The following is a 26,575-nucleotide window of genomic DNA, read 5'->3' as shown; positions in this document are numbered from 1 at the left end:
ACATGCGCTCACGACCTGTCACCATCGCGTCCCTGGCCGCGACGACCGCCCTGCTGATCCTGGGCGCGGCACCGCCCGGCGGGCCCGCGCCGCTGCCCGCCCGGATGGCCGACACGGGCGGCGGCTCCCAGCTCGTCACCGCGCAGGCCGCGCGCACGGGCTCCATCACCGGCACCGTCACCTGGTGGGACCGGCGCGACGGCCGGTGGGTCGCGGCAGGTTCGGCGGCGGCGCGGTTCGGCGCGAAGGGCCTCACCGACGGCGGCTCGCGCAAGCAGGGCACGTACACGACACCCACGGGGCTGTACGGCCTGCCGTTCGCCTTCGGGACCGAGCCCGCCCCGGCCGGTACGACCGCCGCCTACCGGCGCGTGCACCAGGACTCCTGGTGGTGCCAGGACAACGACTCGCGGTCCTACAACCGCTGGACCGAGCCGCGTCCGGCCGACTGCCGCGCCGCCGAGTCCGAACACCTCGTGTCGTACGCGACCCAGTACGCGCACGCCTTCGTCGTCGCCTACAACTACGACCGGCCGGTGCGCGGACGCGGAGCGGGGATCTTCCTGCACGTGAACGGGCGCGGGGCGACGGCCGGATGCGTGTCGGTCCCGGCGGACGCGATGCGGCGCATCCTGCGCTGGGCCGAGCCGGGCCGGCGGCCGCACATCGCAATCGGAACGGCGAGCGGCGCGACCGCGATCACGCGCTACTGAGGCGGCGCCTTCGGCAGGCGGACCGTGAACACGGTCTCGCCCGGCTCGCTGCGCAGCGTCGCGGTGCCGCCGTGTGCCTCCGCGACCGCCGTCACGATGGCGAGGCCGAGTCCGGTGCCGCCGCCCGCCCCGGCCGGCCTGGGCCGGTCGCCGTGGGTGAAGCGTTCGAAGATCCCGTCGCGGATCTCCTCCGGGACGCCGGGACCGTCGTCCCGTACCGACAGCGACACCCCGAGCTCGTCGGCGTCGATGCGGGCGGTGACCCGGGTGCCGGGCGGGGTGTGCAGGCGGGCGTTGGCCAGGAGGTTGGCGACGGCCTGGTGGAGGCGGTGCGCGTCGCCCGTGACGGTGACCGGTTCTTCCGGGAGCTCCATGACCCAGCGGTGGTCCGGACCCGCCGCCCGGGCGTCGGTGACCGCGTCGAGCACGAGGCGCGTGAGGTCGACCGGCTCGCGTTCCAGGGGTCGGCCCGCGTCCAGGCGGGCGAGCAGGAGCAGGTCCTCGACCACCTCGCCCATCCGTCCGGACTCCGCGGCGATGCGCTCCAGCGCACGGCGGACCTCGGCGGGTACGGGGCCCCGGTGCAGGAGGGCGAGTTCCGCGTGGCCGCGGATGGAGGCGACGGGGGTGCGCAATTCGTGGCTCGCGTCGGCGGAGAAGCTGCGCAGGCGTTCCTCGGAGGCGTGCCGGCGGGTGAGCGCGTCCTCGACGTGGCCGAGCATGCGGTTGAAGGCGGACGCCACCTGGCCGACCTCGCTGCGCGGGTCGGACTCGGGGGCGCGCGGCGGCAGGACCACCGCGCCGCTCGCGAGCGACAGTTCACTGACGCGGGTGGCGGTCGCGGCGACCCGGCTCAGCGGGCGCAGGGACCAGCGCACCCAGAGGGCGCCGGCGACGCCGGTGGCGGCGAGCGCGATCCCGAAGACGCCCGCCGACACGAGTTCGAGGCGGTGCACGGTGGCTTCGAGGGGCTCCAGCGGCAGGCCCGTGACGAGGACGTCGCCGTCCCTCCCCTCGAAGGCCTCGACCCGGTAGCGGTCCAGGGACGACAGCCGCACGGTGTGACCGCGCCCGTCGACGGGCAGGCGGGCGAGGGTCCTGCGGTCCGCACCCGACAGGCGCACGCCCAGGTCGGCAGGGCCATCGGAGACTGCGCCCGCCCGGACGACGGCGGCGCTGGTGACGGCGCCGCCGAGGAGCCGGACGCCGAGGGTGCCGGTGGCCTGGCGGCGGGTGTCGGCGTGCTCGTCCCCGTCGTGATCGTCGGGCGCCCGGCCGCTGTGTTCGAGGCTGGCGGGCAGGGCGCTGCCGGCCTCGTGGAGCTGCTGGTCGAGCCGCCCGGTGAGAAAGCCGCGCAGTTCGACGACCGCGGCCACACCGACGGCCGCGCAGCTGACGGCGAGCAGCAGGACGAGCCCGGCGGTGAGCCGGGCGCGCAGGGTGTGCGGGATGCGCGGGCGCGGCCGGTTCATCGGCCGGCCGGCTTCAGGACGTACCCGGCGCCGCGCACCGTGTGGATCATGGGTTCGCGGCCGGCGTCGATCTTCTTGCGCAGGTAGGAGACGTAGAGCTCGACGACATGGGCCTGGCCGCCGAAGTCGTAGGACCAGACGCGGTCGAGGAGCTGGGTCTTGCTGAGGACGCGGCGTGGGTTGCGCATCAGGCAGCGCAGGAGCTCGAACTCGGTCGGCGACAGGTCGATGCCCGTGCCGCCGCGCGTGACCTCGCGGGCGTCCTCGTCCATCACCAGGTCACCGACGGTGAGCTGGGCGCTCGCGGCGAGTTCCCTGGTCATGCCGGCCCGGCGCAGCAGGCCGCGCAGCCGCGCCACCAGTTCCTCCAGGCTGAACGGCTTGGTCACGTAGTCGTCGCCGCCCGCGGTGATGCCGGTGACCCGGTCCTCGACGGTGTCGCGGGCCGTGAGGAAGAGCACGCAGACGTGCGGCTGCGCGGCGCGCAGTTCGCGCAGGACGGACAGGCCGTCACGGTCCGGCAGCATGATGTCGAGGACGACGGCGTCGGGACGGAAGTCGAGTCCTTCGCGCACGGCGTCACGGCCGGTCCCGGCGGTGCGGACGTCCCAGCCCTCGTAGCGCAGGACTCCGGTCACGACCTCGGCGATGTCGGGTTCGTCGTCGACGACGAGCACGCGCACGGGGGTGCCGTCGGGGCGGGTGAGTGCGGGGCGTTCGTTCATCTCGTCGCAAGGCTCTCTCGGATTGCTGTGAGTTCGCTCTGAAGAAGGTGCGGGGCCGCCCGTTCAGAGCCCGCTCAGAGGTTCGGGCCGCACAGTTGCGTCCTGTCCGGCCCGCCCGACCTGATCCGACGAGGAGCCGCTCCGGTGACCACCACGCACAGCCCCCCGCCGCTGCGCCACCGAGCCCCGCGCCCGGCGCGCCGCCGCTCCCCCGCGGTGCCCCTGCTGGCCGCCGCGGGCGCGGGCGGGGCCGCGGTGCTCGCCCTGTGGTGGCAGGGTACCGGCGTCGTGTCCGGCGCCGACGGCTGGCTGACGGGGGCGGGCCGGATCATGGGCCTGATGTGCGGCTACATGTGCGCGCTCCTCGTCGCCCTGATGGCGCGCGTGCCGCTTCTGGAGAAGGGGCTCGGCAGCGACAGGACGGCGCGCTGGCACGCCTCGGCCGGCCGCTGGACGGTCGGTCTGCTCCTCGGCCACATCCTCCTGATCACTCTCGGCTACGCGGCGCAGAGCCGTACCGACCCGGTGTCGGAGCTCGGCACGATCGTCCTCGACTACCCGGAGATGCTGAAGGGCACGGTGGGCGCGGCCGTGCTCGTGCTCGTGGGCTTCGTGTCGGCACGCGCGGTGCGCCGCCGAATGCGGTACGAGACCTGGTACTACCTGCACGTCCTGACGTACGCGGCGATCTTCCTCGCGTTCGGGCACCAACTGGCGCTCGGCGCCGACTTCACGGGCGGGGCGGCCGCCCGTGCGGCCTGGTACGCCCTCTATCTGGGGGTGGCCGCGCTCGTGCTGTGGTTCCGGGTGCTGGTGCCGGTGCGGCTCAACGTCCGGCACCGGCTGCGCGTCGAGGCCGTCGTGCGGGAGGCGCCGGGGGTGACGTCGGTGTGGGTGGGCGGCCGACGGCTGGAGGCGCTCGGCGCGGAACCGGGTCAGTTCTTCCGCTGGCGCTTTTTCACGCCCGGCATGTGGGGAGCCTCGCACCCGTACTCCCTGTCGGCGGTGCCGCGCGGCGGGTTCCTGCGGATCACGGTGAAGGCGCTGGGCGACCACAGCGCGTCCGTCGCGGGCCTGACGCGGGGTACGCGGGTGTGGGCGGAGGGGCCGTACGGGGCGCTGACGGCGGGGCTGCGGCGCTCGCGCCGGGTGCTGCTGCTCGCGGGTGGCACGGGCATCACCCCCCTGCGCACGCTCTTCGAGACGCTGCCGGCGGCGCCGGGCGACCTGACGCTGCTCTACCGGGCGCGCACCGCCGAGGAGTTGGCGCTGCGCGGTGAACTGGAGTCGATCGCGGCCGGCCGCGGCGCCCGCCTCGTGTACGCCCTGAACGACGCCGACGGCACCCGGACGGACGTCACCGCGGACGGACTGCGCCGGATGCTCCCGGACATCGCGGCCCACGACGTCTACCTGTGCGGGCCGCACGGCCTCGCGCTCGCCTCGTACGACGCCCTGCGCGAGGCCGGAGTGCCCGCTTCCCGTGTCCACTACGAGTCGTTCGAGCTGTGAGCCGCGCCATGAGAGCCCATCCGATCCGCCGTACCGTCCTGACCTGCGTCGCGACCGTCTCCGTGACGACGCTGGCGCTCGCACTCAAGCCGCACTCTCCGCCGGCCACGGCGGCCCCGCGGACCCCGGCGTCCAGCCGGTCCCCGGCGGTCCCGGGCGGCACCGGGTCCGGCAGCGCGAGCGGGAAGCGGACTCTCACCGGCGAGACCGTGCAGACGCGTTACGGCCCCGTCCAGGTCGAGATCACCGTCGACGGCGCGAAGATCACCGCCGTCCGTGCCGTCAAGACCCCGTCGGGCGACCGGCGCAGCCAGGACATCGCCTCGTCCTCGGTCCCGACCCTCGTGCAGGAGACCCTGGACGCCCAGAGCGCCCGGATCGACACCGTCTCCGGCGCCACGTTCACCAGCGAGGGCTACATCTCGTCGCTGCAGAGCGCGCTGGACCAGGCCCGTGGGTGAGGCGGCCGGGCTGCACCGGGTCGTGCACACCATGGGCACGGTGTTCTCGATCACCGTGCGCGGCACGGACGTGGATCCGCGGGCGCTCGACGAGGCGGAGGCGTGGCTGCGTCATGTGGACGCCGTCTTCTCGACGTACCGAGAGGACAGCGCGGTCAGCCGGATCGCCCGGGGCGAGCTCGCGCCCCAGGACTGTGCGCCCGAGGTCCGCGAGGTGCTGCGACGGTGCGAGCGGGCGCGGGAGCACACCGGCGGCTGGTTCACCGCGGGGCACTCCGGCGGCTTCGACCCGAGCGGCCTCGTCAAGGGGTGGGCGGTGGAACGCGCGGCCGAGGGGCTGCTCGCCGCGGGCGCGACCGGCGTCTGTCTGAACGGCGGCGGCGACGTCCAGCTCCACGGCGGCCCGTGGCGCGTGGGCGTCGCGCATCCGCTGCGCCCGGGTCGGGTGGCGGCGGTCGTCGAGTCCCGGCAGGGCGCGCTCGCGGTGGCCACGTCGGGTCCCGCGGAGCGCGGCTGCCACGTCGTCGACCCGCACACCGGGCAGGCACCCGTCGGCGGTCTCGCCTCCCTGACCGTCGTCCACGAGGGGCTCACCGACGCGGACACCTGGGCGACCGCCGCGTACGCGATGGGTCCGGGGGCGCGGGCGTGGCTGGAGGCGCAGCCCGGGGTCACGGCGTTCGCGGTGACGGCGGACGGGGAGACCTGGTCGGTGACCCCCTGACGAGGACAGGGGGAAGATGTGACGGCCCCATGAAGATGTAAGGACCACATAACGAGACGCGGTTGCGGGCGGGCCGGGCGGCGGCGTTGCATCACCCGGTGCAGACCGAACAATTGATCCCTCAGCCGACGGACACCGGCAACCGCGCCGCGCGCCTGGCCGTGACCGTGTTCCCCGTACTCGTGCTCGCGGCGGGCGGTATCGGGCTCGCCCTGCCGGACGCCTTCGTGAGCTGGAAGACGAACGTCCCGTACCTGCTGGGTGTGGTGATGTTCTGCATGGGGCTCACGATGACCCCGCACGACTTCAAGGGCGTCGCGAAGCGGCCCTGGGCCGTCGGCCTCGGACTCGTCGCGCACTACGTGATCATGCCGGGGCTCGGCTGGCTGATAGCCAACGCCCTCGACCTGCCGCCCCAGTTGGCGGCGGGCGTGATCCTCGTGGGCTGCGCCCCCAGCGGCACGGCCTCCAACGTGGTGACGTATCTGGCGCGCGGCGACGTGGCCCTGTCCGTCTCCGTCGCCACCGTCTCGACCGTGCTCGCCCCGCTCGTCACGCCGCCGCTGACCCTGCTCCTCGCGGGCGAGTTCCTGCCCGTGGACGCGGGATCGATGGTCACGGACATCCTCAAGACCGTGCTGCTGCCGGTCATCGCCGGACTCGTCGTGCGCCTGGTCCTCGGCCGGTACGTCGACCGGGTGCTCGGCTTCCTGCCCTGGCTGTCGGCGCTGACGATCGCCGTCATCGTGGCCGTGGTCGTCGCGGGCAGCGCGACGGCGATCAAGTCGGCGGCCGGGCTCGTCCTGCTCGCCGTCGTCCTCCACAACGGCCTCGGCCTCGCACTCGGCTACGGCGCCGGAAAGCTGGCCCGCCTCGGGGCGCCCGCGTCCCGCGCGATGGCGTTCGAGGTCGGCATGCAGAACTCGGGGCTCGCCGCGTCGCTCGCCACAGCCCACTTCAGCCCGCTCGCGGCGCTCCCCGCGGCGGTGTTCTCCGTGTGGCACAACGTGTCGGGCGCCCTGGTCGCCGCCTGGATGTCGTACCGGGCTCGCCGCGCCGAGCAGGCCTGAGAGAACGCGAAAGCGCCCCGGACCGCCCGTGCATCGGGCGGTCCGGGGCGCGAGCCCGGACGATTCAGCGCGCTCAGTGGTCGTTCTGGGCGAGCCGCAGCAGATGGTCGGCGAGCGCCTGCCCGCCGGCCGGGTCGCGGCTGATCAGCATCAAGGTGTCGTCACCCGCGATCGTGCCGAGGATGACCTGGAGTTCCGCCTGGTCGATCGCCGAGGCGAGGAACTGGGCGGCGCCGGGCGGGGTGCGCAGGACCACGAGGTTCGCCGAGGCCTCCGCGGAGATCAGCAGTTCCCCCGCGAGCCGCCGCATCCGCTCCTCCTTGGCGGAGCCGCCGAGCGGGGCCTGCGGGGTGCGGAATCCGCCCTCGCTGGGCACCGCGTAGATCAGCTCGCCGCCGGTGTTGCGGATCTTGACCGCGCCCAGCTCGTCCAGGTCCCGGGAGAGCGTCGCCTGCGTGACCGTGAGGCCGTCGTCGGCGAGGAGCTTCGCCAGCTGGCTCTGCGAGCGCACCGGCTGCCGGTTGAGGATGTCCACGATCCGGCGGTGGCGCGCGGTGCGGGTCTGCGGCACGGCGGGTCCCGCGGCATGCTCGTTGTCCTGCGCCTGACTCATCGTCGTCGTCCCATTCCTCAGGATCGTCCTTCCCCGTCGGCCGCTTCGAGGGCCTTGTCCAGGACGCCGGGCAGCGCCTGGAGGAGGGTGTCCACCTCGTCGTCGTGGAGGTTGAGCGGCGGCATGAGCCGTACGACATCTGGGGCGGGCGCGTTCACCAGGAGGCCTGCGTCCTGAGCCGCCTGCTGCACCTGGGGCGCGAGCGGCTCGGTGAGCACGATACCCAGGAGGAGCCCGGCGCCCCTTACGTGGCCGACGAGCGGGTGCCCGAGTGACGTGATTCCGTCCCTCAGCCGCGCCTCGGCACGCTTGACGTTGCCCAGGAGGCCCTCGCCCGCGACGGTGTCGAGCACCGCGAGGCCGGCCGCGCAGGCGACGGGATTCCCGCCGAACGTCGTGCCGTGGTGACCGGGCTTGAGCAGCTCGGCCGTCTCACCGAACGCGACGGTCGCGCCGATGGGCAGTCCGCCGCCGAGCCCCTTGGCGAGCGTGACGACGTCGGGGGCGATGCCCTCCTCCGCCTGGTACGCGAACCAGTGGCCGGTCCTGCCGATACCGGTCTGCACCTCGTCGAGGACGAGCAGGGTGCCGGTGGCCCGGGTGATCTCCCTGGCCGCCCTGAGGTAGCCGGCGGGCGGGACGACGACGCCGTTCTCGCCCTGGATCGGCTCGATGATCACGAGCGCGGTCTCTTCCGTGACCGCCGCCCGCAGCGCCTCGGCATCGCCGTACGGGACATGCGTGACGTCGCCGGGCAGCGGTACGAACGGCTCCTGCTTGCCGGGCTGGCCCGTCAGCGCGAGGGAGCCCATCGTCCGGCCGTGGAAGCCGCCCTGGGTGGCGACCATGTGCGAACGGCCCGTCAGGCGGCCGATCTTGAAGGCACCCTCGTTGGCCTCGGCGCCCGAGTTGCAGAAGTACACGCGGCCGGACCGGCCGAAGAGCTGGAGGAGCCGCTCGGCGAGCTCGACGGGCGGCTCGGCGACGAAGAGGTTCGAGACATGGCCGAGGGAGGCGATCTGCTCGGTGACCGCCTGGACGACCGCGGGGTGCGCGTGGCCGAGGGCGTTGACCGCGATGCCGCCGACGAAGTCGACGTACTCCTTGCCGTCGGCGTCCCACACCTTGGCGCCCGCGCCGCGGACGAGGGGCAGCCGGGGCGTGCCGTAGTTGTCCATGAGCGCGCCCTGCCAGCGCGCGGTCAGCTCCTGGTTGCTCATGACTCCCCCTGTGCGTCGATGGCGCTCACGTCGGTGGCCTCGGGGGCGTCCGGCACGACCATCGTGCCGATGCCCTCGTCGGTGAAGATCTCCAGCAGGATCGAGTGCGGGACCCGGCCGTCGATGACGCGGGCGGTCGTCACGCCGCCCCGCACGGCGTGCAGGCAGCCCTCCATCTTGGGCACCATGCCGCTGGCCAGCTCGGGAAGGAGCTTCTCCAGCTCGCTCGCGGTGAGCCTGCTGATGACCTCGTCGGAGTTCGGCCAGTCCTCGTAGAGGCCCTCGACGTCGGTCAGGACCATCAAGGTCTCGGCGCCCAGCGCCGCGGCGAGGGCCGCAGCCGCCGTATCGGCATTGACGTTGTAGACGTGTCCGTCGTCCTGGGAGCGGGCGATCGAGGAGACGACGGGGATACGGCCGTCCGCGAGCAGGGCCTCGATGGCGCCGGTGTCGATCTCGGTGATCTCGCCGACCCGGCCGATGTCGATCAGTTCGCCGCCGATCTCGGGCTTGTGCTTGGTGGCGGTGATGGTGTGCGCGTCCTCGCCGGTGAGGCCGATGGCGAGCGGGCCGTGCTCGTTGAGGAGCCCGACGAGCTCGCGCTGCACCTGGCCGGCCAGGACCATCCGCACGACGTCCATCGCGTCCTCGGTGGTGACCCGCAGGCCCGCCTTGAACTCGCTGACGATGCCGTGCCGGTCGAGGGCCTTGCTGATCTGCGGTCCGCCGCCGTGCACGACGACGGGCTTGAGGCCCGCGTGGTGCAGGAAGACGACGTCCTGCGCGAAGGCGGCCTTGAGGTCCTCGTCGATCATGGCGTTGCCGCCGAACTTGATGACGACGGTCTTGCCCTGGTGCCGGGTGAGCCAGGGCAGCGCCTCGATGAGGATCTGCGCCTTGGGCAGCGCCGTGTGCTTCCGTGTCGTGCTCATGAGCTGTACGCGCTGTTCTCGTGGACGTAGTCCGCGGTCAGGTCGTTCGTCCAGATCGTCGCGGTCTCGGAGCCGGCCGCCAGGTCGGCGGTGATGACGACCTCCCGGAAGCGCATGTCGACGAGCTCGCGGTCCTCGCCGACGCCACCGCTCTTGCAGACCCAGACGCCGTTGATGGCGACGTTCAGCCGGTCGGGCTCGAAGGCGGCGGACGTCGTGCCGATCGCCGACAGCACCCGGCCCCAGTTGGGGTCCTCGCCGTGGATCGCGCACTTGAGGAGGTTGTTACGGGCGATGGAGCGGCCCACCTCGACGGCGTCGTCCTCGGTCGCGGCGTTGACGACGTCGACCCTGATGTCCTTGCTGGCGCCTTCGGCGTCGCCGATGAGCTGCCGTCCGAGGTCGTCGCAGACCGTGCGGACGGCCTCGGCGAACTCGGCGTATTCGGGGGTGACTTCGGCGGCACCGGAGGCCAGGAGCAGCACGGTGTCGTTCGTCGACATGCAGCCGTCGGAGTCGACGCGGTCGAAGGTGACCTTGGTGGCGTCCCGCAGGGCCTTGTCCAGGACGCCGGCCTCCAGGTCGGCGTCCGTCGTCAGGACGACGAGCATGGTGGCGAGGCCGGGGGCGAGCATGCCCGCGCCCTTGGCCATGCCGCCGACCGTCCAGCCGTCGCCCTCGAACACCGCGGTCTTGTGCACGGAGTCGGTGGTCTTGATGGCGACGGCGGCCTTCTCACCGCCGTGCGGGCCGAGCTGCGCGACCGCCGTGTCGACGCCGGGCAGGAGCTTGTCCATGGGGAGCAGTTCACCGATGAGGCCGGTCGAGGCGACGGCGACCTCGCCCGCGTTCAGGCCGAGCGCCTCCGCGACCTTCTCCGCCGTGGCGTGGGTGTCCTGGAAGCCCTTGGGGCCGGTACAGGCATTGGCGCCACCGGAGTTGAGGACGACGGCGGACACGAGCCCGCCCTTGAGGACCTGCTCCGACCAGAGCACCGGCGCGGCCTTCACGCGGTTGGAGGTGAAGACGCCGGCGGCGGCCAGGCGGGGCCCGCTGTTGACCACGAGGGCCAGGTCCGGGTTGCCGTTCTGCTTGATCCCGGCGGCGATGCCCGCGGCCGTGAATCCCTTGGCTGCCGTCACACTCACGCTGTCTCCTCGTTCGCTTCTCCGCCCGCGCAGCGCAGCGGCGCGGCTTTCGTTCCCGTCTGCGGCCCGGTGGCTGCGCGCGCGTCGCTCACGGCGCGACTCCGATCGTGGTAAGCCCCGTGGTCTCGTCGAGACCGAGGGCGATGTTCATGCTCTGGAGGGCGCCGCCCGCGGTGCCCTTGGTGAGGTTGTCGATGGCGCTGATCACGATGATCCGGCCGGCCGCCGAGTCGTACGCGACCTGCACCTGCACGGCGTTCGAGCCGTAGACCGAAGAAGTGGCGGGCCACTGCCCCTGCGGGAGCAGGTGCACGAACGGCTCATCGGCGAAGGCCTTCTCGTAGACGGCCCGTACGCTCTCGGCGCTCACGCCCGGCTTCGCCTTGGCGCTGCACGTGGCGAGGATGCCGCGCGGCATCGGGGCCAGCGTCGGCGTGAAGGAGACGGAGACCGGCACACCGGCGACCGCGCCCAGGTTCTGGATCATCTCGGGGGTGTGCCGGTGACCGCCGCCCACGCCGTACGGGGACATGGAGCCCATGACCTCGGAACCGAGCAGGTTCGGCTTGGGTGCCTTGCCCGCACCGGACGTCCCGGACGCGGCGACGATCACGGCCTCCGGCTCGGCGAGCCCGGCCTCGTACGCGGGGAAGAGCGCGAGGGAGACGGCGGTCGGGTAGCAGCCGGGGACCGCGATGCGCTTGGTGCCCTCCAGCGCGGCGCGCGCGCCGGGCAGCTCGGGGAGCCCGTAGGGCCAGGTCCCGGCGTGCGAGCTGCCGTAGAACTTCTCCCAGTCGCCCTCGTCCTTCAGCCGGAAGTCGGCGCCCATGTCCACGACGAGCGTGTCCTCGCCGAGCTGCTCGGCGACGGCGGCGGACTGCCCGTGCGGCAGCGCGAGGAAGACCACGTGGTGGCCGGAGAGCACCTCGGCGGTCGTCGGCTCGAGGATCCGGTCGGCCAGCGGCACCAGGTGCGGCTGGAGCGCGCCGAGGGGCTGCCCCACGTTCGAGTTGCCGGTCAGGGCGCCGATCTCCACATTGGGATGAGCGAGCAGCAGACGCAGCAGCTCTCCGCCCGCGTATCCGCTTGCCCCTGCCACTGCTACGCGTACCGCCATGGAACCCTCCTCTTGGATGGCATGACTATACGCATGAATGCACGTTTATGCAATGCGAGTGATCGCCGAGCCTCGGTCCCGTCAGTCGGCGATCAGTCGGCGATCAGCTGATTCCCGCCGCGCAGGCCGTGGCGTGATGCGGCCCGCTCACGCCGGCGGCGTACGAGGTAGCGGCCGGGGGCGATGCCGGTGCCGCCGTGTTCGGGGTGGATGAGACAGGCGACGGCGGTGTTCTCGATCATGCCGAGCGCGAGGCCCGTGGGGTCGACGACGCGGTCCGTCCAGTGGCAGGCGCCCTCGTCCGCGACAAGGGTGTGCGGATTGCCGCCCGCGGCGCTGCGCAGGAGCTCGATCCCGGCAGCGGGGACGCGCCGCCGGTCGGAGCGCCTCGGCTCGCGGAGATGCCCGGCGTGGCGCAAGGGATTTCCGACGGCTCGACCCCGTCGCCGGGCGGGGTCGCGCCAGGCGGCAAGATGGGGAGCACGGGCGACGAGATGGGTGGGACGAGATGAGTGAGGCCTGGCCGGTCCCCGACGTGCTGGCCCATCTGGCGGGCCGGTGGCACGTCGAGCGGACGGTGCGCGACCTCGCCGGCGACGCGGTCGGCACCTTCTCCGGCACCACGGACTTCACGTCGGACGACGCGGGCGGGCTGCTGCACCACGAGGCGGGCACCTTCGTGTGGCACGGCACCGCCCGGCCCGCCGAGCGCAATCTGCGGTTCCTGCCGGGCGAGGCCCCCGGCACGGCCGTCGTGCGGTTCTCCGACGGCCGCTTCTTCCACGACCTGGACCTGCGCACCGGCCGTCACACGGCGGACCATCCCTGCGCGGCGGACCTCTACCGCGGCGAGTTCGAGGTGACAGGGCCGGACCGGTGGCGGATGGAGTGGCGGGTCAGGGGCCCGGCGAAGGACCTGGTGCTCACCACCGCGTACACGCGCGCCGCGCCCTGACTCACACCGCGGCGTCGAGCCGCACGCTCCAGCGGCCCGCGCCGCCCGTGAGGACGGCGGCCGACAGGGGGCGTACGTCGATGTTCCAGTACGTCGACGGGGGCGCCTTGAGCGCGTAGACGAGCGCCGCCCGCACGACGGCCGGCTCGGCGACCGCCACAACGGTCGCGCCGTCGTCGTTCGGCCGCGTGTCGAGCCAGCCGCCGACCCGCGATATGAACGCGAGCAGCGACTCCCCGCCGTGCGGCGCCGATCGCGGGTCGCGCAGCCAGGCGTCGACGGCGCCCGGCTCGACGGCCGTCACCTCGGCGAGCGTGCGCCCGCGCCAGCGGCCCATGTCACAGTCCCTCAGGGCGAGTTGGGCCAGGGGCGCGAGTCCGAGCGCCTCGGCGGTGCCGCGGCTGCGGGCGGTGGGCGCGCAGTAGCGCAGCTCCGCCGCGGCGAGCGGCACCAGCGCGGGCGAGGCCAGCTCCACCTCGTGCCATCCGGTGTGGTCGAGGGGCCGGTCGTCGTCGAAGCGCTCGGCGAGCAGCGAGGCGCTGCGCGCGGCGGCGAGAAGCGTCACGCGAACGGGCATGCGGTGATCGTGGGGCGTGCCACGGCTGCGGTCAAGAGTCCACGGGGCGTATGTCCGCCGCATGCGCCCCGCCGCGCGCTCACCGCAGGGTGAGCACCATCCAGTTCTCCGGCTCGGCGAGCGCCGCGAAGCCCACCTTGTCGTACACCCCGTGCGCGTCCCGGGTGGCGAGCATGATGCGGCGCAGGCCGAGCGGCTCCAGGTGGCCGCGGACGGCGGCGACGAGCGCGGTGCCCACGTGCTTGCCGCGGACGGCCCGGTCCACGTAGACGTCGCAGAGCCAGGCGAAGGTGGCCTGGTCGGTCACGACACGGGCGTACGCGACCTGCTCACCCGATGCGGTGTCGTACACCCCGAAGTTCAGCGAGCCCGCGATCGCCCGGTCCTGGTGTTCGCGGGCGCGGCCCATGGCCCAGTAGGCGTCCGTCGAGAGCCAGCGGTGCACGCGGGCGGCGTCGACTCGGGAGGCGTCGGTCGAGATCTCGTAGCCGCCGGGGAGCGCCGGGGCCGTGGTGGGCGTGTCGGTCATGACGCGAGATTCGCAGGCGGGTCCTGTGCCCGTCGAGCGGGTTTCGGGCGCTGCTCCCTCCCGTCGTCTACTGGAGCACCTCGTCGCACACGGCCCGCAGCCGGCGGATGCCCTCCGTGATCTCCGCGGGCCCGGCGACCGCCGCGAAGCTCAGCCGGATGTGCGGGGCCGGGGGCTCGGCGGAGAAGTAGGGGCGGCCTGGCGCGACGGCGACACCCGCGCGCAGCGCCCCCGTGACGAGCGCCGCCTCGTCCGTGCCGTCGGGCAGCCGCGGCCACAGCAGATAGCCGCCCAACGGCACGTGCCCGACCGCGAGTTCGGGCAGGGTGGCGCGCAGGGCCGCCGTCATCGTGTCGCGGCGCAGCGTCAAGTGGGCGGCCACGGTGCGCAGATGGCGCGGCCAGGCAGGTGAGCCGACCAGTTCGAGGGCGGCCTCCTGGAGCGGGCGCGGCGCGAAGAAGTGGTCGACGACCTGAATCGCGCGCAGCCGTTCGAGGACGGGGCCACGCGCGGCGAGGCAGCCGATGCGGAAGCTCGGCGAGGTCGCCTTGGTCAGGGAACAGACATGGACGACGACGCCGTCGTGGTCGTCGGTGGCCAGCGGCCTGGGCAGCGGCCCCGCGTCCTCGTGGACGAGACGGCGCGCGAAGTCGTCCTCGACGATGAACGCCCCTGCCTCGCGCGCGATCCGCAGCACCTCGGGGCGCCGCTGCGCGGAGAGGACCGCGCCCGTGGGGTTCTGGAACAGCGGCTGGCACACGAACACACGCGCCCCCGTCGCCCGGAACGCCTCGGCGAGCAGCTCAGGACGCACCCCGTCCGTGTCGACCGGCACGGGCACGGGCCGCAGCCCCGCCGCACGCGCGATCGCCAGCATGCCCGGATACGTGGGTGATTCCACGAGGACGGGGGCGCCGGGCGGGGCGAGGGCGCGCAGCGCGGTGGCCAGGGCGGACTGGCCACCGGACGCGATCAGCACCTCGGCGGCGGTGATGGCGCCGCCGATGCCGCGGGCGAACCACTCGCGCAGTTCGGGGATGCCGTCGACCGGGGGCCGCCCCCACGCGCCGGGGCGGCGGCCCGCGCGGGCCAGAGCGGCGGCCATGGCGCGTTCCGGCTGGAGCGAGGGGTGCAGATAGCCGCCGTTGAACTCGACGACTCCCGGTGGCGGGGCGGAGAGCGTGACCAGGACTCCCGAGGCGTCCACGGCCCGCGGCACCACCTCCGTCGCGGAGTCGGCGCTCAACGCGAGCGCCTGCCAGGAGATGTCACCGGCCGGCTGTGCCGCGGCACGGGGCTCCGCGCGGAACGCCCCGGCCCCCGGACGCGTCACGACGAGCCCCTCCGCGGCGAGCTGCGCGAGCGCGCGCGACACGGTCACCGGGCTCACCCGGAACCGTTCGACGAGCGCCCGACTGGACGGCAGCTTTCCACCTGGAGAGTAGCGATCCAGCTCCTCCCGCAGCCTTTCCGCCAGCTCGCCCACACTGCTACGCTCATGCATGAGGACAGAGAGTAGCGCTACTACCGCCACTGGGATAGCAGTTGACGCCGGCGCGGCCCCCGCCGCGGACACCGCGGCACGTCCTGGACCCACCCCCCTGACGGCGAAGGCGACCCGTGGCGGGACCGTCCTCGCCGCGCTCGGTGTCACCGCCTTCTCGCTCACCTTCCCCGCCACCGCCTGGGGGCTCGAAGGGTTCGGGCCGTGGAGTCTCGTCACGGTGCGGAGCGTCCTCGCCGCCGTGATCGCCGGCTCCTGTCTGCTCGCGCTGCGCGTCGCCGTCCCCGAGCGCCGCCACTGGGCCGGTCTCGCCGTGGTCGGCGCGGGCGTCGTGCTCGGGTTCCCGTTGCTCACGACGCTCGCCCTGGAGACGGCCACCACCGCGCACTCCGCCGTCGTCGTCGGCCTGCTGCCCCTGACGACCGCCCTGCTCTCTGCGCTGCGCACCGGCGCGCGGCCCTCGCGGAGCTTCTGGATCGCGGCATGCGCGGGCGCCGCCGCCGTGATCGCGTTCACCGTGCAGCAGAGCGGCGGCACGCTCACGACCGCCGACCTGTACCTCTTCGGCGCACTCCTCATCTGCGCCGCCGGTTACACGGAGGGCGGCCGCCTGGCCCGCGTGATGCCGGGCTGGCAGGTCATCGCCTGGGCACTCGTGATGTGTCTGCCGGTCGCCGTGCCGGGTGCGCTCGTCGCGCTGAGCCACGAGCCGGTGCACCTGACGGGGCACGCCGTCGCGGGGCTGCTCTGGGTGGCCGCGGGCTCGCAGTTCGTGGGCCTGGTCGTCTGGTACCGCGGCATGGCCGTCATCGGCATCCCCAAGGCGAGCCAGCTCCAGCTGGCCCAGCCGCTGCTCACCCTGGTCTGGTCGGTGTTCCTGCTCGGCGAGCACCTCTCCCCCGCCGCGCCGCTGACCGCGGCGGCCGTGCTCGTGTGCATCGCCGTGACGCAACGGTCCCGCGGCTGAGGGTCCCCGACTCCGGGACTCGGTCCTACCCTTGAGATACGGGTCGACGAGGGACGAGGAGGTCACTCACGATGCGTGCCACCAAGGGCGACCATCTGCGGGTGCACGGCAGGACCGTGGGCGAGCACGACCGGGTCGCCGAAATCGTCGAAATCATGGGCCACGACGGCGAGCCGCCGTTCAGGGTCCGCTTCCAGGACGGCCACGAGGCGGTGATGTCACCGGGTCCCGACTCTGTCGTGCAGCACGAGGAGCCGGCCCCCTAGTCACATCCGGCCCTCTCAGTAGTGGTCCTCGACCACCCGGGCCATCGCGCCGATCCGGTCGGCGCCCACCTCCTTCGCCGAGAAGAACACATGTCCGTTCACCTGCGGATAGCGCTCGGCGAAGGTGAGGTGGCGGGAGAGTTCGGCCGGATCCTGCCACGGGGCGGGCTGCGCCGGATCGCCCGCCTTGTAGAGGGCCTCGCCCGCGTAGAGGCGCACCCCCGTCCCGCGTGCGACGTCCGACCACCACGGCACGAGCTTCGCGTAGTCGGCGGCGGCGAAGCCGATGTTCCAGTAGATCTGCGGGCAGATGTAGTCGATCCAGCGCTCGCGCACCCACTTGCGGGTGTCGGCGTGCAGGTCGTCGTACGTCTGCACCCCGGCCCGGGTGTCCGAGCCGAGCGGGTCCGTCGCCGCGTTGCGCCACACGCCGAAGGGGCTGATCCCGAACTGGGTGCGCGGCCTGATCCGCTTCACGCTCGCGGCCATCTCGCGCACGAGCCGGTCGGTGTTGTCGCGCCGCCATGACGCCCGGTCCGGGAAGCCCCCGCCGTACGCCGCGTAGGCCTCGTCGTCGTCGAAGACCTGGCCCGCGACCGGATACGGGTAGAAGTAGTCGTCCCAGTGCACGGCGTCGATGTCGTAGCGGCGGACGGCGTCGAGCATCGCGTCCTGGACGAACTTGCGCACATCGGGCAGGCCCGGGTTGTAGTAGAGCTTCCCGCCGTAGGGGACGACCCAGTCGGGGTGCAGGCGGGCCGGGTGCGTGGACACGAGACGGGAGAGGTCCGTGTGGTTCGCGATCCGGTAGGGGTTGAACCAGGCGTGCAGTTCGAGCCCGCGCCGGTGCGCCTCCGTGACGGCCGTGCCGAGCGGGTCCCAGCCCGGACTCTTGCCCTGCACCCCCGTGAGGACGTTCGACCAGGGCTCGTACGGGGAGGGCCACAGCGCGTCGGCCGTCGGCCGGACCTGGAAGACCACGGCGTTCAGGTGCCGGCCCACCGCCGTGTCGAGGTGGGCGATGAGCTCCGCACGCTGCTGGGCCGCGCTCAGTCCCGGCTTCGACGGCCAGTCCCGGTTGGCCACCGTCGCCAGCCACGTGCCCCGCATGTCGCGGGCCACCGGCGCGTGACGGGACCCCGAGGCGGCCGCGTCCCCCGCGGCGAGCCCGGTCAGCGCGGCCGCCGCCGCGACCGTGAAGCCCCTGCGTGACAAATGCCTCATCCAGCCACCCACTGACCAACGGGCCCAGCCGTCCCGGGCCGCACTGGGGACAGCATGCCCGACCCGGCCCGCCATCTACGGGAGGTTCCGAGTAACGTGCAGGGCCGAGGCAGGCGCCGGAACCCGGGGGTCCTGCCGGCCGGAGAACAGCGAAAGGCACGAGGTGACCGACCCTATGGGGGACATCCAGCGCGTCGGAGTGGTGGGCTGCGGCCAGATGGGAGCCGGGATCGCAGAGGTCTGCGCCCGCGCCGGTCTGGACGTCATGGTGGCGGAGACCACCGGAGAAGCCCTGGAGATCGGCCGTACCCGGCTGCACAACTCCCTCTCCAAGGCGGCCGAGCGCGGCAAGATCAGCGCGGAGGAGCTGGCCGAGACCCTGGCCCGCCTGAGCTTCACCACCGACCTCGGGGAGTTCTCCGACCGGGACCTCGTCATCGAGGCCGTCGTCGAGAACGAGCAGGTCAAGACCGAGATCTTCCAGGTCCTCGACCAGGTCGTCACCCGGCAGGACGCCATCCTGGCCTCCAACACCTCCTCGATCCCGCTGGTCAAGCTGGCCGTGGCGACCTCGCGCCCCGACCACGTCATCGGTATCCACTTCTTCAACCCGGCGCCCGTGCAGAAGCTCGTCGAGCTGATCCCGGCCCTCACCACCTCCGAGGGCACCATCAGCCGCGCCCAGGCCCTCGTCGAGAAGATCCTCGGCAAGCACGCGATCCGCGCCCAGGACCGCTCGGGCTTCGTGGTCAACGCGCTGCTGATCCCGTATCTGCTCTCCGCGATCCGGATGTTCGAGTCGGGCATCGCCAGCCGCGAGGACATCGACAACGGCATGGAGCTCGGCTGCGCCCACCCCATGGGCCCGCTCAAGCTCTCCGACCTCATCGGCCTCGACACCGTCGCCTCGGTCGCCGACTCGATGTACGCCGAGTTCAAGGAGCCGCTGTACGCCGCTCCCCCGCTGCTCCAGCGGATGGTCGACGCGGGCCGTCTCGGCCGCAAGACGGGGTCGGGTTTCTACCAGTACTCATGACCCCGCGCGGTTCCACGCCGCGTTGACTCTGCGTAGTCGCAAGTTCGGGCCCGGCACTCTTCGGAGTGCCGGGCCCGAACCATTCGCACACCGTGTGCGCACCGGGCCCGCATATGCCCATCGCACACTCTCCCGCCGTGCCCACCAGGCGAGTTGACTTTCCGTGCGTAAGGCAACGGATGTGCCGACTACGGAAAGGAGCCGACCCGTGACCGCCGACCCCGAGCGTCCCGTGGTCCCGGAAGAACTCGCGGAGTTACGCCGCAGCCTCGATGTGGGTCTCGCCCGCGTCGACGGCAAGCTGGCGTTGCTCACCCAGCGCGATGAACAGAGCGTCAAGGACCAGGACGAACTGAGCACCCGGGTCGCCCAGCTCGAGCACGCCCGATGGCCACTGCAGGCCGTCGCCGCGATCACCGCGGCGGGCGCGCTCGCCCTTGCCGTCTGGCAGGCGTTCGGACGCTAGCGCCGTTCGTCCGGGTCAGGCCGGGGCATCCTGCCCCAGCCTGAGATGGTGCAGCATCAGCAGCGCGGCCGCCATGTTGGCGGCCGGGACCTCGCCGCGGGCGACCATGTCAGGGACGAGCTTGAGAGGGACCCACTCCCTGCGGTCCGACTCGAAGTCGTCCTCGGGACGGCCGATGTACGAACCCTCCTCGGCCCAGTAGACGTGGTGCCTGGCGTCCTCGAGACCGTTGGACGGCTCCACGCTCATCAGATGGCGTAAGGGTCCCGGCCGCCAGCCGGTCTCCTCCTCCAGTTCCCTGGCGGCCGCGGCGGCGATGTCCTCGCCGTCCTCGACCACTCCCGCCGGGAGCTCCCAGCCCCAGCTGTCGGTGATGAAGCGGTGCCGCCACAGGAGCAGCACCTCGTTGGTCTCGTTGACCACGGTGGCCACGGCGACCGGCCGCAGCCGTATGACGAAGTGGTCGAGATGCCGGCCGTCCGGGAGCTCCACATCCGCGAGATTGACCCGGAACCAGCGGTTTTCATACACCGTTTGTTCGTTCTGTTTCGTCCACTGCACGGTTCTGCCACCTTCCGCCGAGTTAGATGGCAATATCGCAGCAGCGGAGCGTGAGAGAGCGGTGCAGGTCGGGCTCAGAGCGGTACGCGCAGTGCCCCGTCGATGAGTTCGGCGGCCTCGGCCGTGCCGGCACAGCCGTTGCGCACCAGGTGTTCGCGCACCGCCCGGAGTCTGTCGCGCAGCCGCTGAGACTCCATTCCCCGCGCCCGTTCGGCCATCTCGACGGCGATCGCGACGGCCTTCTCGGCGTTTCCCTGTCTCAGCTCGATCTGGCTGAGCATGGCGAGGCGGTGCACCCGCCCCCGGTCGTGGGCGGGGTTGTGCACGGCCGCCGCCGCGTGTTCACGCGCCGAGGTGAGGTCGCCGAGGCTCAACAGGGCCTCTGCCACCTGCACGTTGACCAGTCCGGGCTGGACATAGCCCGTCTCGTCCGGTTCATGGCCGCGCCGGATGCGGTCGGCGGCCGACTCGGCTCGCCGGATACAGGACAGGGCGCCGCTGCCGTCGCCGAGATGTGCGTACGCCTTGGCCTGCATCGCGTACAGATCCGAGGCGAGCGCGGGTGTGATGTGCCGTCCGGCGGCCCGCAGCGCGGCCTCCGCGAAGGCCACCGACTGCCGGTACTGCCGCATGTGGAGCGACTGGTTGACCAGGAGGGCGATGACATAGGCGCCGAGACCCCGGTCACCGCTCGCCTTGGCGAGGCGCAGGGCCTGGTGGAAGTAGCGCTGGGCGAGGCCGTGCGCGTCGGAGTCGTAGGCACAGATGCCCGCGATGGCGACCAACCCGCCGGTGGCGCGGTGCAGTTGGCGGCCCGTCTCGTCGGTGTAGCTGCCGCGCAGCAGGGGCGCCGCCTCCGCGTTGAGGAAGCCGACGATGCGGGTGCGCGTCGCGATGCCGCCGGCCTTGCGGTACATCTGCTCGTAGTGCGTACGGGCCGAGCGCATCATCTCCAGGTCGGCGGCGCTGACCCGGTGGCGCCCGCCGCGCGACACATCGGTGTCCTCGGGCGGGTTCTCCCACTCCCACACGGGCATCACGGCCGGAGTGCCGGTGACCGCGGGGGCGCCCAGTATGTGGGGCCGCTGCTGTTCGTCCGAACGCCACAGGGCGGTGGCCCGCTCGACGAATCCGGACAGGCTCTGGCCGTGCGGGGTGGCCGGTTCGCCGGGCATGCCCAGGCCGATGTCGTCGAGGGTGACGGGGCGGTGCAGGCGGGCGGCGAGGACCTCGCAGATGAGGTCGGGCACCTGGCCCCGTGGCCGCTGGCCCTTCAACCACCGTGCGACGGCAGTGTGTTCGTAGCGCAGGGCGAGTCCCCTGGCGCGGCCCGCCTGGTTCACATGTGCGGCGAGGCCCGCATGGGAGATCCCGGCCTCGTCGAGGATCGCGTCGAGCAAGGTGTTGGGCTGCATGGAGGGCCCTCCGGTGGCTCGGTGCCGTCAGCGTAGTGGAGCGGGCTTCACACGGGGTGTGAACGGAGTGCCCGAATCCGGGTGGTGCGCTCTCTTTTGTGGCGTGATGCAACTCGATTGACTGAACTGCCTCGCAAGAGGCCGGCCGGGCCGCCGGCTCCCCCTCGTACAGTGCGGCGGCCCGTTTTGCGCCGTCCGACCGGCCGCCTGCCCGACACTCCGTGGCCGGCGGACGGCGCGCCCCGGGGCGGGAGCCCCGGGGTCAGGTCACCCGGTGGCCCCGTTCACTTGGCAGCGCTGTGAACGCGGGGCTCCCCGTGCTGCAGGGGAACTCGCCTGCGGTCGTTGCGCACGACGAGGAGCGCGGCGTCGTCGTTCGGCAACCCGCCCGTGTGGCGAAGGAGTTGGGCGCACACGGCACGGATGACGGCCTCGGGGACGACCGGCTGGACGCGTACGGCCTCGGCGAGCGCGGCGGGCAGCGGGAAGAACCGGCCACGGGCGTCCCGCGCGTCCTCGAGCCCGTCGGTGTGGAGCAGCAGCCCCTCTCCGGGAAGAAGCCGCCCGCACGCGACGACGGGCAGTTCGGCCGGCAGCGGGAACGGGCCGAGCGGCGGCAGGGGTTCACCGCCCACGACCAACTCGGCGTATCCACGCGCCACGGCTGCGGGACCCGTATGGCTCCGGAGCAGATACGGCCAGGGGTGCCCGCAGTTGAGCGCGAGCACCTCCCCGTCCTGCCGGATCTCCAGGAGCAGAACGGTGACGAACTCCTCCGCGACCGGACTGACCGGTTCGGCGCCGCCGGCCGCGGGGTGCTCGTCCCGCGACCGCTCGCGCAGATGCCGGGCCATGGCCCGCTCGAGCCGCCTCAGCACGCAGGTCAGTTCGGCCTCGTCGTGCGCGGCCTCGCGGAAGCTCCCGAGGACGGCGGCGACGGTCGCGAGGGCGGCGAGGCCGTGCCCGCGGACGTCCCCCATGACGACCCGCACACCGTGGTCGGTGGCGATGACCTCGTAGAGGTCACCGCCCACGGTGGCGCCCCGGTCGGCCGAGAGCTGCCCCGCCGCGATGGCCAGGCCGTCGATACGGGGCGGCAGCGGGCGCAGCAGCACGTTCTGTGCGGCCCCCGCGATCCTGCGCAGCTGGCGCACCTCGCGCCGGAGGCCGCGCCGCACATGGAGTATCAGACCCGTACCGACGGCGAAGAACACGGCGCTCGACGCGATGCGCGCGCCGAGTCCGTTCTCCTGCGCGAGCGGGCAGGCCAGCTTGAAGGTGATCGCCACGGCGCCCCAGGCCGTGGGCAGCGCCAGATCGAGCGCGCGGCGCACACGAAGGGATCGGGCGCGGGAGCGGGTGAGCCGGGACCTGAAGGGGGTGCGGGGTGGTCGGGAGGGCGTCCTCGGATGGTTACGGATCATGCCGACGGCCTCCCTAAGGCCCTGTTCAGCGCGGTCGGCCCTACGGCCGCAACGATTCTGTCGACCGCCGGCCCCCAGCGGAGCGGATCACCGCCACTTCTCACCCGAACGAGTGAGGGGCACCTCCGGTGGTCCGGAGGTGCCCCTCACTGCGTCTCGCTCTGCCGGGATCAGGCCCCGCGCAGCACCGCCCCGGTGCGCTCGGCGGCCAGCGCCACCGCCGCGTCGCGGGCCGCGGAGGCCTCGTCGACGGTCAGCGTGCGGTCAGTGGCGCGGAAGCGCAGCGCGTAGGCGAGGGACTTGTGGCCCTCACCGAGCTGCTCACCCGTGAACACGTCGAACAGGCGGAGGGACTCGAGGAGTTCACCCGCCCCCTCGCGCAGCGCCTTCTCCACGTCGGCGGCCGGCACGGAGGCGTCGACGACGAGCGCGACGTCCTGCGTGGCCACGGGGAACGTGGAGATCCGCGGCGCCCGGAGCGCGCCGGTGCCGGCCCGCTCGACGAGGTCGAGGTCGACCTCCATGGCGCAGCTGCGCTCGGGCAGGTGCAGCGCCTTGATGACGCGCGGGTGCAGCTCACCGGCGTGGCCGACGAGGGTCTCCTCGCCGTCAAGCACGACGTACAGCGCGGCGCACCGGCCCGGGTGCCACGGCGCGTGCTGGTCGTTGCGGACGATCAGCTCGACGCGCGCCTCGCGGGCGACGGTGCGGGCCGCCTCGACGGCGTCCGCCCAGTCGCCCTGCCGGCCCTTGCCCCACCAGCCGTCCTGCTCCCGGGCGCCCGCGAGGACGACGGCGGCGCGGCGCGGCTGACGCGGCAGCGCGGCGTCGAGGCCGGCGATCTCCTCGTCCGTGGGACGCCGGTCGACGGGCAGACGGGCCGCCGCGGTCTCCTCACCGGTCGGCCGGAAGACCAGGCCGGTCTCGAAGAGCGCCAGGTCGTGCGAGCCACGGCCGTCGTTGCGTCGCAGCGCCTCCAGGAGGCCCGGCAGCATCGTCGTGCGGAGCGCGGGCTCCTCGTCGGAGAGCGGGTTGACCAGCTTGACCGTGGTGCGGCGCGGGTCGTCCTGCTCGATGCCGAGCTTGCCGAGCGTCTCGTCGCTGATGAACGGGTAGTTCAGCGCCTCGACGTAACCGGCGCCCGCCAGGGCGCGGCCGACGCGGCGGTGCAGCCTCTGGCGCTCGGTGAGGCCGCGGCCGGCCGGGGGCCGGGGCAGCGTGGAGGGCAGGTTCTCGTAGCCCTCCAGGCGGATGACCTCTTCGGCCAGGTCGTTCGGCTCCACGAGGTCGGGCCGCCAGGACGGCACGGTGACGGTCAGGGTGTCCTGCCCGTAGACGTCGCAGCCGACCTGCTGGAGGCGGCGCACGACGGTCTCGCGGCCGTACACGACACCCGCGACCTTGTCGGCGTGGTCGGCCGGGATCCTGATGGTGTGCGGCGCGGAGGGCGCGATGACCTCGGTGACGCCGGCGTCGGCGGTGCCGCCCGCGAGCAGCACGAGCAGGTCCACAACGCGCTGGGCTGCGGCCGACGTGGCCTGCGGGTCGACGCCGCGCTCGAAGCGCCTGGACGCCTCGGACAACAGCTTGTGGTGGCGCGCGGTGCGGGCGATGGAGACGGCGTCGAAGTGTGCGGCCTCGACGACGACCTCGGTGGTGGCACCGGCCGTGTTGTCGTGGTCCGCGATCTCCGTGTTGGCGCCGCCCATGACCCCGGCGAGGCCGATCGGACCGCGCTCGTCGGTGATCACCAGGTCCCCGGCGTCCAGGACGCGCTTGGCCCCGTCGAGAGTGGTGAGCTTCTCGCCCTGCTCGGCCCTGCGCACACCGATCGCACCCTGGAGGAGGGAGCGGTCGTACGCGTGGATCGGCTGGCCGATCTCCATCATCACGTAGTTGGTGATGTCGACGGCGAGCGAGATCGGACGCATGCCGACCTTCTGCAGACGGCGCTGCAGCCAGATCGGGGAGCGCGCCTCGGGGCTGAGGCCGGTGACGGTGCGCGCGGTGAAGCGGTCGCAGCCGACGGGCTCGGAGATCTGCACGGGGTAGCCGTACTCGTTCGGCCCGGGAACGTCGATGAGCGCCGGGTCGCGCAGCGGGAGCCCGTACGCGATGGCCGCCTCGCGGGCGACGCCGCGGATCGACAGGCAGTCGCCGCGGTTGGCGGTGACGGCGATGTCGAGGACCTCGTCGACCAGTTCGAGCAGCTCGATGGCGTCGGTACCGACCTCGTGCTCCGGCGGCAGCACGATGATGCCGTGGCTTCCGTCGTCGCCCATGCCCAGCTCGTCGCCGGAGCAGATCATGCCGTGCGAGGTCTTGCCGTACGTCTTGCGCGCGGCGATCGCGAAGTCGCCGGGCAGGACTGCGCCCGGCAGCACCACGACGACCTTGTCGCCGACGGCGAAGTTACGGGCGCCGCAGACGATCTCCTGCGGCTCGCCCGTGCCGTTGGCCCGGCCGACGTCGACGGTGCAGAAGCGGATGGGCTTCTTGAAGCCCTCCAGCTCCTCGATGGTCAGCACCTGACCGACGACGAGGGGGCCCTTGAGGCCGGCGCCGAGCTGCTCGACGGTCTCGACCTCGAGGCCGCTGTCGACGAGCTTGGCCTGCAGGTCGCGGCCGGTCTCGGTGGCGGGGAGATCGACGTACTCCCGCAGCCAGGAAAGCGGGATACGCATCAGATCTCCATCCCGAACGGCCGGGTGAACCGGACGTCAGCCTCAACCATGTCTCGCATGTCTTCGACGTTGTGGCGGAACATCAGCATCCGCTCGATGCCGAACCCGAAGGCGAATCCGCTGTACTTCTCGGGGTCGATGCCCGCCGCGGTCAGCACCTTGGGGTTGACCATGCCGCAGCCGCCGAGCTCGATCCAGCCCTCGGAGGAGCAGGTGCGGCACGGCCGGTCCGGGTTGCCGACGGACTCGCCGCGGCACACGTAGCAGACCATGTCCATCTCGGCGGACGGCTCGGTGAACGGGAAGAAGTTCGGGCGCAGCCGGGTCTTCATGCCCTCACCGAAGAGCGCCTGGACCATGTGGTCGAGGGTGCCCTTGAGGTCGGCCATGGTCAGGCCCTCGTCGATGGCGAGGAGCTCGACCTGCATGAAGACGGGGGTGTGCGTGGCGTCCAGCTCGTCGGAGCGGTAGACGCGGCCCGGGCAGATCACGTAGACCGGCGGCTCGCGGTCGAGCATGGACCGGATCTGCACGGGGGACGTGTGGGTGCGCAGCACGACGTTCGACTCGGTCGCACCTTCCCCCTTCGGTCCCTGGGGGCCCTCGACGAAGAAGGTGTCCTGCGTGCCGCGCGCCGGGTGGTCGGGGCCGATGTTCAGGGCGTCGAAGTTGAACCACTCCGCCTCGACCTCGGGGCCCTCGGCGACCTCGTAGCCCATGGCCACGAAGACGTCCTCGATGCGCTCGGAGAGCGTCGTCAGGGGGTGGCGGGCGCCGGCCGGGATCCGGTCGTAGGGCAGCGTGACATCCACGGCCTCCTCGACCAGGACGCGCGCGTCGCGCTCGGCCTCGAGCTCCGACTGGCGGGCGGCCAGCGCCTTGCTGACGGCGCCGCGGGCCATGCCGACGCGCTTGCCGGCCTCGGCCTTGGCCTGCGGGGGCAGGGCGCCGATCTCGCGGTTGGCGAGCGACAGGGGCGAGGTGCCGCCGGTGTGGGCGACCTTGGCCTCCTGGAGCGCGCCGAGGGAGTCCGCGGCCGCGAAGGCGGCGAGCGCCTCGTCCCGCATGCGCTCGATCTCTTCCGGTTTCAAGGCCTCGACCTCAACAGGGTCGTACGACTTATTCGGTGCCGACATCTCTTCCCGTGCTTCCGGTTGGTTTGGCGGATGGTCCCCGTCCACGACTCGGAGACGATTCGTCTCAGGATTGGGACGCAAAGTGCCAAAGACCGAGTCTAACGGGGGTGGGGTGTGCCGATGC

General features: G+C 72.7%; 27 protein-coding genes. 10 read left to right on the top strand and 17 right to left on the bottom strand.

Translation table 11 applies throughout. The features are described from left to right. Nucleotides 1-2: 2 nt before the first annotated feature. Entirely contained in the window at nt 3-713 is a 711-nt protein-coding gene (locus OHO83_RS35270) for a L,D-transpeptidase family protein (RefSeq protein ID WP_330280267.1), read from the top strand. On the opposite strand, the gene OHO83_RS35265 is transcribed toward OHO83_RS35270, so the two are convergent. Next, nucleotides 707-2,185: a sensor histidine kinase gene (locus OHO83_RS35265; protein WP_330280266.1), complete on the bottom strand. Its 1,479-nt coding sequence runs from the start codon at nt 2,183-2,185 to the stop codon at nt 707-709. The genes OHO83_RS35270 and OHO83_RS35265 overlap by 7 nt on opposite strands. Then, the gene (locus OHO83_RS35260) at nt 2,182-2,910 is read right to left on the bottom strand and encodes a response regulator transcription factor (protein WP_329436023.1); all 729 of its coding nucleotides are present in this window, start codon (nt 2,908-2,910) and stop codon (nt 2,182-2,184) included. Before OHO83_RS35260 ends, OHO83_RS35265 begins: the two co-directional genes overlap by 4 nt. A gap of 144 nt (nt 2,911-3,054) precedes the next feature. Here OHO83_RS35260 and OHO83_RS35255 point away from each other — a divergent pair, with 144 nt between their 5' ends. The 4 genes from OHO83_RS35255 (at nt 3,055) to OHO83_RS35240 (ending at nt 6,677) form a co-directional block, all read left to right on the top strand. Continuing rightward, on the top strand, nt 3,055-4,422 hold the full coding sequence (locus OHO83_RS35255; protein ID WP_266668496.1) for a ferredoxin reductase family protein: 1,368 nt from the start codon (nt 3,055-3,057) through the stop codon (nt 4,420-4,422). An 8-nt stretch (nt 4,423-4,430) separates the two neighbouring features. Then, the gene (locus OHO83_RS35250; protein ID WP_330280265.1) at nt 4,431-4,883 is read left to right on the top strand and encodes an FMN-binding protein; all 453 of its coding nucleotides are present in this window, start codon (nt 4,431-4,433) and stop codon (nt 4,881-4,883) included. 31 nt (nt 4,884-4,914) lie between these two features. Continuing rightward, the gene (locus OHO83_RS35245) at nt 4,915-5,607 is read left to right on the top strand and encodes an FAD:protein FMN transferase (protein ID WP_330280827.1); all 693 of its coding nucleotides are present in this window, start codon (nt 4,915-4,917) and stop codon (nt 5,605-5,607) included. A 98-nt stretch (nt 5,608-5,705) separates the two neighbouring features. After that, nucleotides 5,706-6,677, top strand: a complete 972-nt coding sequence (locus OHO83_RS35240; RefSeq protein ID WP_266668499.1) for a bile acid:sodium symporter family protein — start codon at nt 5,706-5,708, stop codon at nt 6,675-6,677. Between the two features lie 73 nt (nt 6,678-6,750). On the opposite strand, the gene OHO83_RS35235 is transcribed toward OHO83_RS35240, so the two are convergent. The 6 genes from OHO83_RS35235 to OHO83_RS35210 form a co-directional block, all read right to left on the bottom strand. Further along, complete coding sequence (locus tag OHO83_RS35235; RefSeq protein WP_100597053.1) at nt 6,751-7,290, bottom strand: arginine repressor; 540 nt, start codon at nt 7,288-7,290, stop codon at nt 6,751-6,753. A gap of 17 nt (nt 7,291-7,307) precedes the next feature. After that, nucleotides 7,308-8,510 carry an acetylornithine transaminase gene (locus tag OHO83_RS35230; RefSeq protein ID WP_330280264.1) on the bottom strand — a complete coding sequence of 401 codons (1,203 nt, stop codon included), beginning with the start codon at nt 8,508-8,510 and terminating at the stop codon, nt 7,308-7,310. Beyond that, on the bottom strand, nt 8,507-9,442 hold the full coding sequence (gene argB / locus OHO83_RS35225) for an acetylglutamate kinase (RefSeq protein ID WP_266668503.1): 936 nt from the start codon (nt 9,440-9,442) through the stop codon (nt 8,507-8,509). Before argB ends, OHO83_RS35230 begins: the two co-directional genes overlap by 4 nt. Next, nucleotides 9,439-10,590 (bottom strand): bifunctional glutamate N-acetyltransferase/amino-acid acetyltransferase ArgJ, encoded by a 1,152-nt coding sequence (argJ, locus tag OHO83_RS35220; RefSeq protein WP_330280263.1) that lies wholly within the window; start codon nt 10,588-10,590, stop codon nt 9,439-9,441. The genes argB and argJ overlap by 4 nt, the downstream gene beginning before the upstream one ends. An 88-nt stretch (nt 10,591-10,678) precedes the next feature. Continuing rightward, the gene (gene argC / locus OHO83_RS35215; RefSeq protein ID WP_266668507.1) at nt 10,679-11,707 is read right to left on the bottom strand and encodes an N-acetyl-gamma-glutamyl-phosphate reductase; all 1,029 of its coding nucleotides are present in this window, start codon (nt 11,705-11,707) and stop codon (nt 10,679-10,681) included. 92 nt (nt 11,708-11,799) lie between these two features. Beyond that, nucleotides 11,800-12,126 (bottom strand): hypothetical protein, encoded by a 327-nt coding sequence (locus OHO83_RS35210; RefSeq protein ID WP_329436017.1) that lies wholly within the window; start codon nt 12,124-12,126, stop codon nt 11,800-11,802. A gap of 89 nt (nt 12,127-12,215) precedes the next feature. Between OHO83_RS35210 and OHO83_RS35205 the strand changes: the two genes are divergently transcribed. Beyond that, nucleotides 12,216-12,662 carry a DUF6314 family protein gene (locus OHO83_RS35205; protein WP_329436015.1) on the top strand — a complete coding sequence of 149 codons (447 nt, stop codon included), beginning with the start codon at nt 12,216-12,218 and terminating at the stop codon, nt 12,660-12,662. A gap of 1 nt (nt 12,663) precedes the next feature. On the opposite strand, the gene OHO83_RS35200 is transcribed toward OHO83_RS35205, so the two are convergent. The 3 genes from OHO83_RS35200 to OHO83_RS35190 form a co-directional block, all read right to left on the bottom strand. Beyond that, nucleotides 12,664-13,239: a histidine phosphatase family protein gene (locus tag OHO83_RS35200; protein ID WP_266668513.1), complete on the bottom strand. Its 576-nt coding sequence runs from the start codon at nt 13,237-13,239 to the stop codon at nt 12,664-12,666. 79 nt (nt 13,240-13,318) lie between these two features. Continuing rightward, the gene (locus OHO83_RS35195; RefSeq protein ID WP_266668515.1) at nt 13,319-13,768 is read right to left on the bottom strand and encodes a GNAT family N-acetyltransferase; all 450 of its coding nucleotides are present in this window, start codon (nt 13,766-13,768) and stop codon (nt 13,319-13,321) included. 67 nt (nt 13,769-13,835) lie between these two features. Further along, a complete protein-coding gene (locus tag OHO83_RS35190; RefSeq protein WP_330280262.1) occupies nt 13,836-15,272 on the bottom strand; it encodes an aminotransferase-like domain-containing protein in 1,437 nt (478 codons plus the stop codon). On the opposite strand from OHO83_RS35190, the gene OHO83_RS35185 reads away from it, so the two are divergent. Further along, nucleotides 15,271-16,239, top strand: coding sequence for a DMT family transporter (locus OHO83_RS35185; RefSeq protein ID WP_266668519.1), 969 nt, complete (start codon nt 15,271-15,273; stop codon nt 16,237-16,239). The two genes, OHO83_RS35190 and OHO83_RS35185, sit on opposite strands and share 2 nt — an antisense overlap. A gap of 71 nt (nt 16,240-16,310) precedes the next feature. Then, entirely contained in the window at nt 16,311-16,505 is a 195-nt protein-coding gene (locus OHO83_RS35180) for a DUF1918 domain-containing protein (protein ID WP_100597064.1), read from the top strand. Between the two features lie 15 nt (nt 16,506-16,520). Here the strand turns inward: OHO83_RS35180 and OHO83_RS35175 are convergent, their stop codons facing one another. After that, complete coding sequence (locus OHO83_RS35175; RefSeq protein WP_266668521.1) at nt 16,521-17,729, bottom strand: glycoside hydrolase family 10 protein; 1,209 nt, start codon at nt 17,727-17,729, stop codon at nt 16,521-16,523. 175 nt (nt 17,730-17,904) lie between these two features. On the opposite strand from OHO83_RS35175, the gene OHO83_RS35170 reads away from it, so the two are divergent. Together OHO83_RS35170 and OHO83_RS35165 are read left to right on the top strand one after the other, a co-directional pair. Beyond that, nucleotides 17,905-18,765 carry a 3-hydroxybutyryl-CoA dehydrogenase gene (locus OHO83_RS35170; RefSeq protein ID WP_266668523.1) on the top strand — a complete coding sequence of 287 codons (861 nt, stop codon included), beginning with the start codon at nt 17,905-17,907 and terminating at the stop codon, nt 18,763-18,765. A gap of 208 nt (nt 18,766-18,973) precedes the next feature. After that, nucleotides 18,974-19,231, top strand: coding sequence for a hypothetical protein (locus OHO83_RS35165; RefSeq protein WP_266668525.1), 258 nt, complete (start codon nt 18,974-18,976; stop codon nt 19,229-19,231). A gap of 15 nt (nt 19,232-19,246) precedes the next feature. Here OHO83_RS35165 and OHO83_RS35160 read toward each other — a convergent pair whose 3' ends face one another. From OHO83_RS35160 to pheS, 5 genes are all read right to left on the bottom strand, one after another. After that, complete coding sequence (locus OHO83_RS35160; RefSeq protein WP_266668527.1) at nt 19,247-19,792, bottom strand: NUDIX domain-containing protein; 546 nt, start codon at nt 19,790-19,792, stop codon at nt 19,247-19,249. 74 nt (nt 19,793-19,866) lie between these two features. Next, on the bottom strand, nt 19,867-21,207 hold the full coding sequence (locus OHO83_RS35155; RefSeq protein WP_266668529.1) for a transcriptional regulator: 1,341 nt from the start codon (nt 21,205-21,207) through the stop codon (nt 19,867-19,869). A 284-nt stretch (nt 21,208-21,491) separates the two neighbouring features. After that, nucleotides 21,492-22,631 (bottom strand): PP2C family protein-serine/threonine phosphatase, encoded by a 1,140-nt coding sequence (locus OHO83_RS35150; RefSeq protein WP_330280261.1) that lies wholly within the window; start codon nt 22,629-22,631, stop codon nt 21,492-21,494. Between the two features lie 170 nt (nt 22,632-22,801). Next, the gene (gene pheT, locus OHO83_RS35145) at nt 22,802-25,315 is read right to left on the bottom strand and encodes a phenylalanine--tRNA ligase subunit beta (protein WP_330280260.1); all 2,514 of its coding nucleotides are present in this window, start codon (nt 25,313-25,315) and stop codon (nt 22,802-22,804) included. Continuing rightward, nucleotides 25,315-26,451, bottom strand: coding sequence for a phenylalanine--tRNA ligase subunit alpha (gene pheS, locus OHO83_RS35140; RefSeq protein ID WP_329436006.1), 1,137 nt, complete (start codon nt 26,449-26,451; stop codon nt 25,315-25,317). The genes pheT and pheS overlap by 1 nt, the downstream gene beginning before the upstream one ends. Between the last annotated feature and the right edge of the window lie 124 nt (nt 26,452-26,575).

The sequence above is a fragment of the Streptomyces sp. NBC_00569 genome, from assembly GCF_036345255.1.
GTDB lineage: Bacteria > Actinomycetota > Actinomycetes > Streptomycetales > Streptomycetaceae > Streptomyces.
Note: the sequence above shows the minus strand (reverse complement) of the source record. Positions and strands in the feature narration are given on the sequence as shown.